Genomic DNA, 14411 nt, shown 5'->3' with positions numbered 1-14411 from the left:
GGGGGACGGGGCGGCAGGTAGAACCGCGCGGGAGGTTTTCCCGCCCGCGCTCCTTCGGGGACGCGGCCGCGCCGTCGAAGGGTGTTCGTGATGAGCCGGGGCTTGATCGTGGTGGATGTACAGAACGACTTCTGTGAAGGAGGCAGTGTTCCCGTCTCCGGCGGGGCGCGGATCGCGACCGCGATCGCCGGTCTGGTGGACCGGCGCGCGGATCACGACTACGCGTACGTCGTCGCGACCCGGGACCATCACATCGACCCCGGGGGCCACTTCTCCGAACACCCCGACTTCCAGGAGAGCTTCCCCGTGCACTGTGTGGCGGGGCAGGCCGGCGGCGAGTTCCACCCGAACCTCGCCCCGGCGCTGCCGAAGATCGACGCCGTCTTCTTCAAGGGCGCCCACAGCGCGTCCAAGAGCGGCTTCGAGGGCGCCGACGACCGGGGAACCTCCCTGGCCGAGTGGCTGCGCGCCCGAGGGGTGGACGAGGTCGACGTGGTGGGAATCGCGACCGACCACTGTGTACGCGCGACGGCGCTGGACGCCGTCGCCGCGGGCTTCGGGGCCCGCGTACTCCTGGACTACGCGGTGGGCGTCGCCGCGCACACCAGCGCCGCCGCCGTGGACGACTTCCACCAGGCGGGTGTCACCGTGACCGGAGCGCTGCCGGTACCGGAGTAGCCCACGAGGCCGCGCCACGGGCGCGACCGCCGGCGCAGCGGGGCGACGGTCTCGGCGCGCGCGGCCACGTAGCCGGCCGGACTCGCCGCCGGGCGCCCTGCCGAGCGTGCCGGTGATGATGCCGACGCGGTCCGGCACGCCGTGCGGTCGTACGGCGCGGGACGCCCCGGAGGCGTCCCGCCCGTACGTCCGCGCCCACGCGCGGGACTCCCGAGGGCCGGGCGTCGTCCACGGCGCGGGTGCTGGATCAGGGGGCGGGGACTGAGGGTTCTCGGCCAACGAGCGTGCGGTGCCCCGGAGTTGCGCTTGACGGACGTTCGCCACGTGGGGATGCTCCGAGAGCGCTTTCCATCATGGACATGATCAGGAGGAACCTGATGTCCCCCATCCGATGGCTCGCCGGAATCGTTCCGCTCGGACTCGTCAGCACACTGGCGTTCGGGCACGTCGTGACCACCGCAGAACCCACCGAAGCCGTCCCCCGGGTGACGGACGACCAGCCGTCCACGCTCGGCCGCCCCCTCGTCGGCGGCGCCGACCCGAGCGTCATCAAGGTCGGCGACCTCTACGTCTCCGCCAAGTCCGTGGACGGCGGCATCGCCGTGCGGTCGTCGTCCACCCTGGAGGGCGTCGCCACCGCCCCCAAGCACCAGGTGTGGCGGGACACCGCCGGCCTCGGCGAGGTCTGGGCCCCGGAGATCGTGCACCACGACGGTCAGTACCGCATCTACTTCGCCGCCGGCACCGGCGCCGCCCACCGGACGTACCACATCAGCTCGCCCAGCCCGGACTCCGGCTACTCCGCCGCCACCAAGGTCGCCCTGCCCGGGGACAAATGGGCCATCGACGGGGTGCCGTTCACCTTCGGCGGGCAGCGCTGGTTCGTATGGTCCGGCTGGTCCGGCGACACCAACGTCGAGCAGAACCTCTACATCGCCCGGATGAGCGGTCCCACCACGACCACCGGCGGCCGTTACGTCATCTCGCAGCCGCGCGAACCGTGGGAACGGGTCGTCGGCAACCCGTACATCAACGAGGCACCGCAGCCGATCGTCGACCCCGACGGGCGGCTGCACGTCGTGTACTCCGCGAACGGCAGCTGGAGCGACCAGTACTGCGTGGCCGACCTGCGGCTGCGGGCCGGCGGCGATCCGACGTACGTGTGGGACTGGTACAAGAGCAACGGCTGTCAGTTCGGCTCGCACGCCTCGACCATGATGTCCGGCTGGGACCCCACGATCAACGTCAACGGTCCCGGCCACCACACGTTCGTCCTGCCGCGCGGCGACGTCGCCGCCGGCCCGCCGTCCGGCAACCGGTTCCCGACCCTGTTCCACGCGGTCGCCAAGGGCACTCCGTACTCGTGGTCCAACCGCTACTGGTACAGCGGCACGGCCGTCTGGTGGGGCAGCACCACCTACCGCCGCGCCAACGTCCCCGGCTCCCCCACCGACGTCGGATACGGCCTCAAGTTCTTCGAGTGACGGCTGTTGCGCAGCCGCGTACGACACCCCGCCCAGAACGATGAAAAGTACGACACTAGGTGTCCGGTTTCGGGGCGATCATGGTGTCACCGGTCGCGTCGACGACTGACGTGGACCAGGCCGCGCAGATAGATAAGGAAAGCAATGACACTCAATCCCGACACTTCGGCACCGGACCTGAGCGGAAAGGTCGCGCTGGTCGCGGGTGCGACGCGGGGAGCCGGGCGCGCCATCGCCGTCCAGCTCGGCGCGGCGGGTGCGACGGTCTACGTCACCGGCCGTACGACGAGGGAACGGCGCTCGGAGTACAACCGGGCCGAGACGATCGAGGACACCGCGGACCTCGTCACGGCCGCGGGCGGAACCGGCATCGCGGTGCCGACCGACCACTTGGAGCCCGACCAGGTCCGTGCGCTGGCCGAGCGCATCGACGCCGAGCAGGGGCGGGTCGATGTGCTGGTCAACGATGTCTGGGGCGGGGAGCGGCTGTTCGAGTTCGACAAGCCGGTCTGGGAGCACGACCTCGACAACGGACTGCGGCTGATGCGGCTGGGCGTGGCGACCCACGCGATCACCAGCCACTTCGTACTGCCGCTGCTCGTGCGCCGGCCGGGCGGCCTGGTGATCGAGATGACCGACGGAACGTCCGCGTACAACGGGACGCGCTACCGCAACTCGTACTTCTACGACCTCGTCAAGAACAGCGTGCTGCGCATGGCGTTCGTGCTCGCCCACGAGCTGAAGCCGCACGGCGGGACGGCGGTGGCGCTCAGCCCCGGCTGGATGCGTTCGGAGATGATGCTCGACACGCTCGGCGTCACCGAGGACACCTGGCGCGACGCGCTGACCGAGGTGCCGCACTTCTGCATCTCGGAGAGCCCGGCGTACGTCGGACGCGCGGTCGCGGCGCTGGCCGGCGACGCCGACGTCGCGCGCTGGAACGGCGAGTCGGTGTCCAGCGGGCAACTCGCGCAGGAGTACGGCTTCACCGACCTCGACGGCTCGCGCCCCGACTGCTGGCGTTACCTGGTCGAGGTCGAGGAGACCGGCAAGCCGGCGGACGCCTCCGGCTACCGGTGACGGACACCGCCCACGGGCCGGGGCACTGACGGCGCCGGCGCTTCGGCGCCCCGGCCCGGAAGAGGGCCATCGGTCCGGGCGAACGGTTCGCGATCCGAGAACACCGACCAGATGACCGGCCCCTCGGCCGGGCACCGGGACCACACCCGGTGCCCGGCTCTTCGCACGTTCACTCTCACCGACTGGGCTCTCCTCCATGACTGAACAAGAATCGACCGCGCCCTCCCCCGCCCGCGCCGGAAGACGCGAATGGACGGCTCTCGGCGTCCTCTCCCTGCCGGCCATGCTCATCACCCTCGACAACACGGTGCTGCACCTCGCCGTACCGCACCTGAACGCCAGCCTGAACCCGAGCGGTCTGCAACTGCTGTGGGCCGTCGACATCTACAGCTTCCTGATAGCCAGTCTGCTGATAATCGCGGGGACGCTGGGCGACCGGGTCGGGCGCCGGCGGCTGCTGCTGATCGGCGCGGTGGGCTTCGGTGTCGCCTCGCTGCTGACCGCGTTCTCCAACAGTGCCGAGATGCTGATCGTCAGCCGTGCGCTCCTCGGCATAGCCGGGGCGACATTGACGCCTTCCTCGATGTCGCTGATCCGCAATCTGTTCCACGACGCGCGGCAGCGGACCGTGGCCCTCAGCGTCTGGATAACGTGCTTCCTGGTGGGCGGCGCCATCGGCCCGCTCGTCGGTGGCGTGATGCTGGAACACTTCTGGTGGGGCTCGGTCTTCCTGCTGAGCGTGCCGGCCATGGTGCTCCTGCTGATCCTCGGGCCCGTACTGCTCCCCGAGTACCGCGACCCCAGGCCGGGCACCATCGACTTCGCGAGCATGGGCCTTCTCGTGCTCTCCCTGCTCGCCAGTGTCTACGGCCTCAAGAAGCTCGCCGTCGAAGGCGTCGCGGCCGTCCCCGCACTGGTCCTCCTGGCCGGTCTGGCGCTGGGCGTGCTCTTCGTCCTGCGCCAGCGCGGGCTCACCCATCCGCTGATCGACATGGCTCTGTTCCGCGAGCGCACCTTCTCCGCGTCCCTCGGCTCGATGGGGCTCGCCCTCTTCGTGATGTCGGGTTCGCAGTTCTTCATCGCGCAGTACTTGCAGATGGTGGTGGGACTGTCGCCGCTGGAGGCCGGGTTGGCGTCGCTGCCGGGCAGTCTCGGTGGTGTGGCCGGGTCGCTGCTCGCCCCGGTGGCGCTGCGGTGGATGCGCGCGTCGTACGTGATGACGGCGGGCCTCGCCGTCGCCGGGGCCGGTTTCGTGGTCCTGGCCCAGGCCGGTGCCGACAGCGGGCCGGCCACGGTGATGGTCGCGCTGGGGCTGCTGAACGTCGGCGTCAGTCCCACCGTTGTGCTCGGCACCGACATGATGCTCAACTCCGCGCCGCCGGAGAAGGCCGGAGCGGTCTCCGCCATCTCGGACACCTCTCATGAACTGGGCCTGGGCCTGGGCATCGCCGTGCTCGGCAGTGTGGGCGGCGCGGTCTACCGCGATCAGGTCTCCGGCGAACTGCCCGCCGGGCTGTCCGAGGGGGCGGCCGCGAGTATCAAGGACAGCATCGGCAACGCGGTCGACGAGATCTCCCGGCTGCCGGAGGGTCTGGCCACGGCGGCCCTGGATGTGGCTCGGGAGGCGTTCACGCACAGTCTGGTGCTGGTGAGCGTCGCTTGCGGCGTACTGACCTTGCTGACCGCGTTCATGACGCTGGGTCTGCGCAAGGTTCCCGCGCTCGCCGGGCCCGGGGAGTCCGAAGGGGCCGGGGAATCCGAAGGGCCGGGGCAGCCGGAGCAGTTCGGCAAGGCCGACGGGGCGTCAGGGGAGTTGCAGGAAGCCGGCGGCCGCACCACCGACTGACGCCGCCCGGCCACGTACCGCCCGACACCCCTGTCACGCGGGGGTGTCGGGCGGTACACGCACAACAGGCCGGCGTCAGGAGCCGGACGCGGGGCCCAGCGTCGCGGCTACCACGAGGTACCCGATGTTCGGGTTGGCCGCCGCGCGGCGCATGAGGCCGATGTACTGGTCGACCGGTTCCGGCCCGTCGATCTTGGCCAGTTCGTCGCGCCGGGCCTCGACGACGTCGGCCATGATCGCCCCTGTCCGGACCACGTTGTCGCTGATGTCACGCACCTCGACATCGACGAACCCGTGGGCGGTGAGCAGTTCGAGGTACTCGGCGGCGGTGGCGAACGAACTCACGCCGTAGGAGGCGCAGATGTCGTCGAGTACCGCACGGCCGTCGGGACCCAACGGCGGAATCTCGGCGGTGTCGGCGATCACCAGCCGTCCGCCGGGGCGCAGCACCCTGGCCGTCTCGGCGAGCGCCCGGCCCCGGTCCGGCACGTGGAGCAGCGACTCGACCGCCCAGGCGCCGTCGAACGAGCCGTCGGCGAAGGGCAGTTCCATCACGTCGGCGTTCCGGAAGGTGGTCACGTCCGACCGGCCCGCCTCCTTGGCGCGCTCGGCGGCCTGCTCCACCTCGACGTCGCTGATGGCGATGCCGGTGACGTGTACGTCCCTGGTCGCGACGAGCTGGAGCGCCGGTTTGCCCACACCGCAACCGATGTCGAGGACCGCCGCGCCGGGCGCGGGATCGAGCAGGGTGACCAGCAGGTCGGTCAGCCGGGCAGTGGCGACCTCGACGGCGCTGTCGTCGCTGTCGTCCTCCCAGTAGCCGTAGTGCAGGTTCTCACCCCAGGCGGCGTTGAGAACCTGACCGAGACCTTCGTAGAAACTCGCGACATCGTCAACGCCGGACATCTCGGCAGCCATTCGATCTCCCTGTCGTGTCTGCGACACCCTTGGCCCCGGTCGCTCGACCGGCCGGGCCACGACAGAGGCCATGGCGGCCACTGTGCGAGAGCGGGGCCGGGAGCTTTCTCCGGGGTGGTCGAAATCTTGCTAGGACGCGTAAACAAACTCATGACCGGTGGGGGGTGTCAAGGCGGTCCGAATCAGCCCCGGTCGGGCCGGTCCGCATGAGAAGCGCAGGTCAGCGTGGTGGAATGGGGCCACTTTTCCGGCTTTCCCGAGTCCCGGCACACAGGACCCTGGCCCGTTTCCGCCGTCCGCCGCGCAGCTCCGCCGTTCCCGTGCCGGATCTCTTCCCACAGGAGCGGACTGCCGGTGCGTACGAACACGGGGCATCCACCGGCCGGTTGGTGAACCGGCCGGTGGATGCCCCGTGTCGACGCCGGATCAGCTGGGGCGGATCGACAGCGGGTGGCGGAACACCTCGCGGGGGTCGTAGGCCCTCTTGATCCGCTGCAGACGCGCGTAGTTCGCGCCGTAATACAGCCCGTGCCACGGCGTGTTGGAGGTGTTCCACTCCGGGTCGGCGAGGTCGACGTCCGGATAGTTGATGTAGGCGCCCGCGTTGATCGCGTCGGGCACCGGAACACCGCCGGTCCGCTTGTAGACGTCCCGGTAGCACTTGCGCACCCAGGCCACGTGCGCGGCGTCGTCCGCCTCCGCCCGCCACACACCGGGGGTGAAGTAGGTGCGCAGGATGGAGTCGCGGTGCACATAGGCGGTCGCGTCGGCGCTCACGCTGTTGATCTTGCCGCCGAGGGCGGCCAGGTTCACCTGTGCACCGGGATTGCTGATGGAGTCGTCGTGGAGATAGCGGTAGATCGTCGCTATCTGCTCATCGGTGTAACTCTTCTTCAGATCCGAGGTCTTGTCCTTCTGGCGGCCGGGAGGACCCCAGAACCAGTTGTCCCGGTCGATCCACGCCAGTTCGGACCTGGAGTCCGTCGCGGGCGTGACGCCGGCACCGGCGGTGACCGCGTCGAACAGCCCGTCGAGCATGGCCTCGCCGCCCTCGACCGACTTGGAGACACCGGCCATCAGGCCGATCACGCCGGCCGACACGTGCGAGGCGGAGAAGGACGCCCATACCTGGACCTCCTTCGCCCCGGGGGCGCTGTTGCGCTCGTACCACTGGCAGTAGTTGCGGATGAGTGTGGTGAACGACTGCTGCGACAGGGTGTCCCACGACCACTGCACCGTACGGGTCCGCTGATCGGAGCCACGGGGAAGGAGCTTGGTGGGGTCGGCGGTGTCCACTCCCGGCGTACGCATCCAGTACCGCGTGACCACGCCGAAGTTGCCGCCTCCGCCGCCCGTGTGCGCCCACCACAGGTCCCGGTTGGGGTCGTTGGCCTCGCGCGTCGCCACGACGATGCGGGGCTGTCCGTCGGCGCCCACCACGACGACCTCGACGGCGTAGAGGTGGTCGACGGCGATGCCGTGGATGCGCGAGTAGAAGTTGTAGCCGCCGCCGAGTATGTGCCCGCCGAGGCCCACCTCCGAGCAGCCCGCGGAGGGAATGGTGACGCCCCAGCCCTTGAAGAGCGTGTTCTGCGTCGGGGCCACGATCGCGCCCGGCCCCACGGCGAAGGCCCTGCGCCGCTCGTCGAAGTAGACGTCCGTCATCTGCGAGAGGTCGATGAGGTCCTTGACCCCGGACCACGTGGTGAAGTTCTCCAGGCAGTGGCCGCCGGAGCGGACGGTGACCTGCCGGCCGGCCGCGACGGCCTTGCCGAGCGCCTCGGCGACATGGGCCGGGGTGGTCGCGATGGTCACCTGGTCGGGGCGGTTGGTGAAGCGGGTGTTGTGCGCGCGCACGAAGCTCTCGTAGCGGGAGTCCCCGGGCTTTATGGTGACGGAGTCGAACGCCGGAGTGCATGGTCCGCTCGTCGTCCCCCTCCCCGCCGCGGTCGCGGGCCGAGCGCCTACTAAGGCATCCGCCGCGACCAGGCCGGCCCCGGCGAGTGCGGCACGAGTAAGTAACCCACGGCGGTTCAATTCAGACATGTACGCGACTCCTCGCATGTACTGGAACGGAGCACAGTTGATCTTGGCCATCCGCCGACTGGTCCGGCATCAGCCGATCGGAAGCTTATGGCATGACGTTGGAAATGAAACGATTATTGGATCTCTCTGTGTAAGTGGAATGTTGGGGTCAAGTTGACTCCGCGGACGCGAGTTGTTTCAGCGTTCCGGTGATGCGCATGGGAGAGCAACTCCCGCTGTGGCCATGGGATTCGCAAGGGCTTACGCGGAATCCGACTTCCATTCCCGGACAAGGAGACCGAGCGGCACATCGTCGAGAATTCGCCCTTGACCCATCGGTGTTGTGACCCTAAGAGCTGTCCCGTAGTCCCCGGCAGGGCGGGAGCGGTCCGAGGCCGCAATGCGCGGACCGTCGTGATGGTCGATGCGGCCGACTTTCGGGCGGCGACCGCACAGGCGCCGTTGACCTTCCCGGGGAGACCCCGGGAAGGTCAGTGCGCCCGGTCCTCCGGTGCCGCCGCCTGTCGGCGGTAATCAGCCATGCGCGGGTCGGCCGTCTCCAAGGGCTCGTCGGAAGCGGTGCCCCCGGCGGTGCCGTCACCGCCATCGCCCTCACCGCCGCCGTGACCGCCGTCCTTGGACAGCGGACCCAGCAGTACCGCGACCGTGATCACGGTCAGCAGGGTGACCACCGTACAGATCACGCTGACGTAGAACAGGGCGTCGGTGAAGGCCGCCCGGGCGGCGTCGAGAACGACCGTGCCCAGCTCACCGGGCAGCCGTCCGGCCTCGTACACGGCCGAACCGATCGTGTCCTGGACGCGCGACGCCGCGTCGGCGGGCAGCCCTTCGGGCAATGTGCCGGAGACCTCGCCGCGGTACACGGCGGTCCCGACGCTGCCGAGGATCGCGATGCCCATACCCAGGCCGAGTTCATGACACGTCTCGGAGATCGCGGAGACCGCCCCGGCCTTCTCCGGGGGTGCGGACGCGATCATCATGTCGGTACCGAGCGCGATGGTCGGTGCCACACCGAAGTTGAGCAGCCCCAGGGCGATCATCACCGGGATCAGTCCGTTCTCCGTCTGGACCTGGGTCAGCACGGCGAAACCGACGACGGCGATCGACAGGCCTGCCGTCATCACGTACGCGGACCGCATCCACCGCAGCGCCAGCGGGGCGCACAGGGCCCCGACCACGCCGCCGACGCTCCCGGGCAGCGAGGACAGACCCGTCTCCAGCGGGGACAGACCCACCACCATCTGCAGATACTGCGCGATGAAAAACTGCGATCCCGACATCACGAACAGGGCGAGGGCCATGGCGCCGAGGGAGACGGCGAAGGTGCGCTCGCGGAACAGTCCGGGCTCCAGCAGGGGATGCCTGATACGTCGCTGGCGCGAGGCGAAGACCACGGCCAGCCCGAGTCCGGCCACGAGCAGCACCACCGGCAGTGGCTCGACACCCTCACCCGCGAGCACCTTGAGTCCGTAGACCGTCGAGAGCAGGGAGGTCACCAGCAGCAGCACGCTCGCGGGGTCGATCCTGCCCGGGTTCGGATCCCGGTACTCGGGGAGCAGCACCGGCCCCACGATCAGCAGCAGCACCATCGCGGGCACGCTCAGCAGGAAGACGGAGCCCCACCAGAAGTGTTCCAGCATCGCACCGCCGACCATGGGGCCGATCGCCCCGCCCACCAGGAAGCAGGCGATCCAGACGCTGAAGGCGACGGACCGCTGCCGTGGGTCGGCGAACATGTTGCGGATCAGCGACATCGAGGACGGCATGAGGGTCGCCCCGGCGATACCGAGCAGCGCCCGGCTGACGATCAGCATCTCCGCGCTGGAGGAGAACGCCGTGAGCAGTGAGGCCAATCCGAAGCCCGCCGCCCCGATCAACAGCAGCCGACGACGCCCCACCCGGTCACCGAGGGTGCCCGCGATGATCAGCAGGCCGGCGATGAGGAAGCTGTAGATGTCGACGATCCAGAGCAGTTGCAGACCGCTGGGGTCGATGCTCGCGCTGAGATGCGGAACCGCCAGGTGCAGCACCGTGTTGTCGAGGGTGATGAGCAGCGCCGGTAAGGCGAGGACGCCGAGGGCTGTCCATTCGCGTTTTCCGGCACGCTCGGGCGGGGTGAAGGTGGCGTCTTGACTCATGTCGGAGTGCCTATCCAGCGACGGAGGGTGATACGCCGACCGAGCGGCCGGCGGCCGCTCGGGAGCGGTTTTCGACCACGTCGTTCAGGCGGCGAGCGGACGGGCCGTGATGACTGCCATGCCGCTGGGCAGCACCAGGGTCTCCGCCGGCTCCAGCCCGGCGGCGGCGAGCAGCGCGGTGAACTCCCCGGTGGTGCGCTCCCGACCGCCGGAGGCCCCGAAGAGGGAGAGCATGTAGAGGTCCATCAGGGCGGGGAGCCGGTGTCGTCCGCCTTCGGGCGAGTCGGCGTCGGTGAGCAGGTCGATCACCATGATCCGCCCGTGCGGGGGCATGGCCGCGGCGCAGGTACGGAGGATCGAGACCGCGCTGTCGTCACCCCAGTCGTGCAGGATGTGGCTGAGAATGTAGAGGTCCGCTCCCGGAGTCACGGAGCTGAAGAAGTCTCCCGCGGTGGCGGTGCAACGGTCGACGAGGTTCCCCTCGACGATCCGCTTCTCGGCGAGCGCGACGGTACCGGGCAGGTCCACCACGACGCCGGTGCTGCCCGGGGTGCGCAGCAGCAGTTCGCACATGAGATGGCCGTTGCCGCCGCCGACGTCCACGATCCGCGGGTAGCCGTCGAAGGTGACGGCCTCGAAGATCTCGTCGAGTTCCAGGCGCAGCCCGGCCTCCTGGGAACGGTCGAAGACCTCGCGCCGCTCGGGCCGCCGCTCCAGGTGCTCGAAGAGTTCGCAGTCGTGGATCAGCTGGAACGCCGAGTCGCCGGTGCGGACGGTGTGTTCGAACTCGCCCCAGGTGCGGCCGACTTCGCCGCCGAGCAGCATGGCGGTGGGGCGTGCCGTACCGGGGGTGGCCGGCAGCAGGGTGGCGCCGAGCTCGGTCAGTCGGAAGGTGCCGTCGGTCTCTTCGGTGAAGACGTCGAAGGGGACGAGGGCGCGGAGCAGCCTGCGCAGGGCGAGTGGGTGGGCGGCCACCTCTCCGGCGAGGTCCTCGGCGGAGCGGGGGCCACCGGCCAGCGCCTCCGGCAGGCCGAGCTTCACCGCCGTGCAGACCGCCCTCGACACGAGTTGGCCGTAGAGCAGCATGCGCATCCGTGCGGCGTCGTCCCGGAGTTGTGGGTTGAGCACGCTGTCACCTCCTTGTTCGTAGGAGTGGGACGGGACGGGATCCCGCCCGGCCGCCGCGCGGGCGGCCGGGTGGGATCCGCTGGAACGGGGAACTACTTGGTGGCGACGATGACGCCGTGCGGGGTCCAGCCCGGGAAGGGGATGCGCTTGAGGGTGCTGAACCCGGCCGCGCGCAGGGACCGCTCGTGCGTCGCCCAGGAGTAGATCATGCCGCCCTCGGCCGGCAGCGCGGCGAAGTAGACGCTGTCGAGCGCGGCGACGACCGGGCCGTCACCCTCGTCGTTGGACATGGAGTTGAAGATGACCAGTTGACCGCCTTCGGGCAGCACCTCGTAGGCGCGACGGAGCAGTTCGGTGTTCTCGTCCGGTGTCCAGATGACCATCTGGTGGGCGAACATCACCACGTCGGGACCGGTGGGCAGCGCGTCGCTGAACATGTCACCGGTGATGACGGAGACCTGGTCGCTCACCCCCGCCTGGGCGATCTTCTTCTCGGCTATGGTGCCGGAGGCCGGGATCTCGAAGACGGTGACCTTGAGGTCCGGGTTGGCCTGGGCGAGCGCGATGGCGTTCACCGCGTCGCCGCCGCCGCAGTCCAGCAGGTGCTTGCGGCCGGAGAGGTCGAGTTCCTGGACGAGGTGCTTGTTGGCCAGCTCGGACCAGGACCGCATGTAGCGGTAGAACACCTGCTCCATGTGCGGGTTCTCGGCGAGCCGGTGGTAGAGGTCACGGCCGGAGCCGCGGACCCGGCGCAGACCGACGTTGCGGTTCTCGCGGAGCGAGTCGGTGAAGTCGAGCTGGCCCTCGTACACGATGTACTGCTCGAAGGCGACGGTGTCCTTGAAGCGCTGCCAGTCGCCCTCGTCCATGAGGTCCTTGACGACCCCGGCCAGTCGGTACAGACCGTCCTGCTTGACGAGGATGCCCAGCGAGGTGCAGCCGAGGAGGAGGATGTCGACGGCGCGGTCCTGAAGGCTCAGGGCGTCGCGGATCTCTTCCCGGGTCAGCTCCTGCTTCTCGGCGACCAGGTCCGGCAGGCCCAGTTCACAGGCCGCGTTGAGGTACTGGAAAGCCGCATGCCCGAAGAGAATCCGGGACAGGCCGTCCATGTCGAGCTCGATGGGCCCGCCGTGCTGGGTGGGTGCGGTGGTCATGAGTGCCCTGCCTCTCGGATGTGGATGGGTCTCTGCCGGTCACTGGTGTGTGCGGTCGCGACACCTGTGGTGGTCAGGAAGTCCGTTGCCGTTGGGGATCAGTTGTGGTCGGGAAGTGGAGCGGCGGGAAGGGTGCCCGCCCGCAGTCGGTGGAACTGCTCGATGACACCCACCGCGGGACGATGGGACCGGCTGGTCGCGAGCAGGCTCGGCGACTGTCTGCCGACGAAGTGTCCGCACACGCCTTTGTGCGCGTCGTACGTGGCGTCGAGCGCGGTCCGGAAGTCTTCGAGCGGGCCGGGCCGGCGCTCGGCCAGCCAGGACCAGGCGTCGCTCGACCCGGTGAGCGCGGCGACCAGGGCCTCGTGGTCCCGCCATCGCAGCCCGCTCATCTGCGGGGGTGCGACGGGCGGCATCAGGGTGGGCCTGATCTCCGCCTGGTACTGGTCGGGGCTGGCGTCCCCGGCGAACTGAAGTGAGGCCCGGCACGCCCACATGACCCGGGAGGCCACGCCGGCCGCCGCGGCGGCGGTCTCCTCGTCGCCCGCCTCGGCCGCCGCCCTCAGGCTGTTCACGGCGAGGGTGCCGCCCTGCGCGAGCACCATGAACACATGGTGGCCGCGGACCCAGCGGCGGAGCCCGTCGAGGGGTTCCGGCTTCCCGGACCGCGGGCACTCGGGCGCGGGCAGCGGCGCGGGCAGCCGGGTGGGATCGGCCGGCCAGCGCAGCAGTACGTCGAAGCCCGCGAGCAGGTCGTGCCACGAGGCCTCGTCGAGGCCGGTCCCCCGTTCCTCGGCGATCTCCACGATGCCGTGCTGGGCGTTGAGGAGCGCCGCGGCGAACAGGGCGAGCGGGTCACCGTGGTGCCGCTCGATGCCGAACGCCAGGTCGTTGTCCCGATTCGGCCGCGACTCCTTCGGGTCGTCGCCGACGAGGGTGCTGGGCACCGGGCCGAGTTCGGCGCGGGCGGCCACGGTGGCGGCCAGCAGCTGGGCGAGCCCGGTCCGGCCGGCCGGATCGGACATCCGGGCGGCCGGCGCCGCGAGGGCGGTGGGGACCGCCGCCGCGATCGCCGGGGCGTCGACGGGCAGATCCTCCGGCCGCGGCATGGGAAAGGGGACGGTGGCGACGTGGGGCAGGTAGTCGGTCATCGTGCCTCCTGTTCATACGCGTTACGTCGGGGGGAGTCGTGCGTCCGTGCTCAGCGGCCCTTGACCAGCGGCTTGCCCAGGGGAAGGCGCTTGGCGCCGGTCGCCTGGTGCATGAAGGCGGCGAAGATGTACATGCCGAGCACGATGAAGAGGAACATCGTCGTGATGCCGACGTAGATCAGCCACGGGTCGTCGGGCTTGGTGGGGTTGTTGACCATCTGGTCGATGGCCTGCTCGATCGAGCCGTACAGAACGAGCAGGGTCGTGGAGACGACCACGAAGAGGAACGTGAAGATCCGCGGGAGTCGCAGGGTCGTCAGCGTCAACAGGATGATCACGATGGCCCACACCAGGACGAAGTTGGCGGTGGCCTGGCGTTGTTCGATGTTCTCGAACTCGCCCATCCAGTTGTTGTTCAGGGCGAGACTGAGGATGGAGAAGCTCAGCCAGAAGGTCCCGAAGAGCCCGTACACGGCCGCGAAGATCCCGTCGCCCAGGCGCATCGCCCAGACCGAGGCCATCAGCAGCATGATGGTGCTGCTGAACACCATGATGGGCAGGGAGGCCACCAGGGAGTTGGCCGGGATGCTGACGTCCTTCAGGTAGAAGGCGAGCGAGATGGAGCCGAGCAGGAATCCGCCGAAGCCCAGCATGGCCGGCTCGGTGGCCCGGGGGCCGGTGGACGGATCCGGCACGGGTGCCGCCGGCCTCGCCGCGGGAGCGGCCGCGGCGACCGGCGCCGGTGGGGCGTCGAGCGTTGTCTTTTCCTGCTTCATCGCTTTCTCCTG

At 69.6% G+C, this 14411-nt stretch carries 11 protein-coding genes; 4 read left to right on the top strand and 7 right to left on the bottom strand.

The genetic code is table 11. The features are described 5' to 3' along the window. Window positions 1-90: 90 nt before the first annotated feature. The 4 genes from GXP76_RS02935 to GXP76_RS02920 all read left to right on the top strand — a co-directional run bounded on the left by GXP76_RS02935 (window position 91) and on the right by GXP76_RS02920 (window position 5088). Window positions 91-678 carry an isochorismatase family protein gene (locus tag GXP76_RS02935; RefSeq protein WP_242569810.1) on the top strand — a complete coding sequence of 196 codons (588 nt, stop codon included), beginning with the start codon at window positions 91-93 and terminating at the stop codon, window positions 676-678. 377 nt (window positions 679-1055) lie between these two features. After that, window positions 1056-2162, top strand: a complete 1107-nt coding sequence (locus GXP76_RS02930) for a glycoside hydrolase family 43 protein (protein WP_242569809.1) — start codon at window positions 1056-1058, stop codon at window positions 2160-2162. A 144-nt stretch (window positions 2163-2306) separates the two neighbouring features. Next, window positions 2307-3242 carry an SDR family oxidoreductase gene (locus GXP76_RS02925; protein ID WP_242569808.1) on the top strand — a complete coding sequence of 312 codons (936 nt, stop codon included), beginning with the start codon at window positions 2307-2309 and terminating at the stop codon, window positions 3240-3242. A gap of 196 nt (window positions 3243-3438) precedes the next feature. Continuing rightward, on the top strand, window positions 3439-5088 hold the full coding sequence (locus GXP76_RS02920; protein ID WP_242569807.1) for an MFS transporter: 1650 nt from the start codon (window positions 3439-3441) through the stop codon (window positions 5086-5088). 75 nt (window positions 5089-5163) lie between these two features. Here the strand turns inward: GXP76_RS02920 and GXP76_RS02915 are convergent, their stop codons facing one another. The 7 genes from GXP76_RS02915 to GXP76_RS02885 all read right to left on the bottom strand — a co-directional run. Continuing rightward, window positions 5164-6006: a methyltransferase domain-containing protein gene (locus GXP76_RS02915; RefSeq protein ID WP_242569806.1), complete on the bottom strand. Its 843-nt coding sequence runs from the start codon at window positions 6004-6006 to the stop codon at window positions 5164-5166. Between the two features lie 426 nt (window positions 6007-6432). Next, window positions 6433-7863 carry a BBE domain-containing protein gene (locus GXP76_RS02910; protein ID WP_242569805.1) on the bottom strand — a complete coding sequence of 477 codons (1431 nt, stop codon included), beginning with the start codon at window positions 7861-7863 and terminating at the stop codon, window positions 6433-6435. A gap of 659 nt (window positions 7864-8522) precedes the next feature. Beyond that, on the bottom strand, window positions 8523-10190 hold the full coding sequence (locus tag GXP76_RS02905) for an MFS transporter (RefSeq protein ID WP_242569804.1): 1668 nt from the start codon (window positions 10188-10190) through the stop codon (window positions 8523-8525). A gap of 84 nt (window positions 10191-10274) precedes the next feature. Continuing rightward, window positions 10275-11318, bottom strand: coding sequence for a methyltransferase (locus GXP76_RS02900; RefSeq protein ID WP_242569803.1), 1044 nt, complete (start codon window positions 11316-11318; stop codon window positions 10275-10277). A gap of 92 nt (window positions 11319-11410) precedes the next feature. Next, complete coding sequence (locus GXP76_RS02895) at window positions 11411-12472, bottom strand: acetylserotonin O-methyltransferase (RefSeq protein WP_242569802.1); 1062 nt, start codon at window positions 12470-12472, stop codon at window positions 11411-11413. Between the two features lie 98 nt (window positions 12473-12570). Then, window positions 12571-13623 (bottom strand): hypothetical protein, encoded by a 1053-nt coding sequence (locus tag GXP76_RS02890; protein WP_242569801.1) that lies wholly within the window; start codon window positions 13621-13623, stop codon window positions 12571-12573. Window positions 13624-13673: 50 nt separating this feature from the next. Then, window positions 13674-14411: GPR1/FUN34/YaaH family transporter (locus GXP76_RS02885; RefSeq protein ID WP_242569800.1), on the bottom strand; the 738-nt coding region annotated here is incomplete at its 5' end.

The sequence above is a fragment of the Streptomyces sp. NP-1717 genome, assembly GCF_022695985.1.
Taxonomy (GTDB): domain Bacteria; phylum Actinomycetota; class Actinomycetes; order Streptomycetales; family Streptomycetaceae; genus Streptomyces.
The sequence above is the reverse complement of the archived record's forward strand: the minus strand, read 5'-3'. Positions and strand labels throughout refer to the sequence as shown.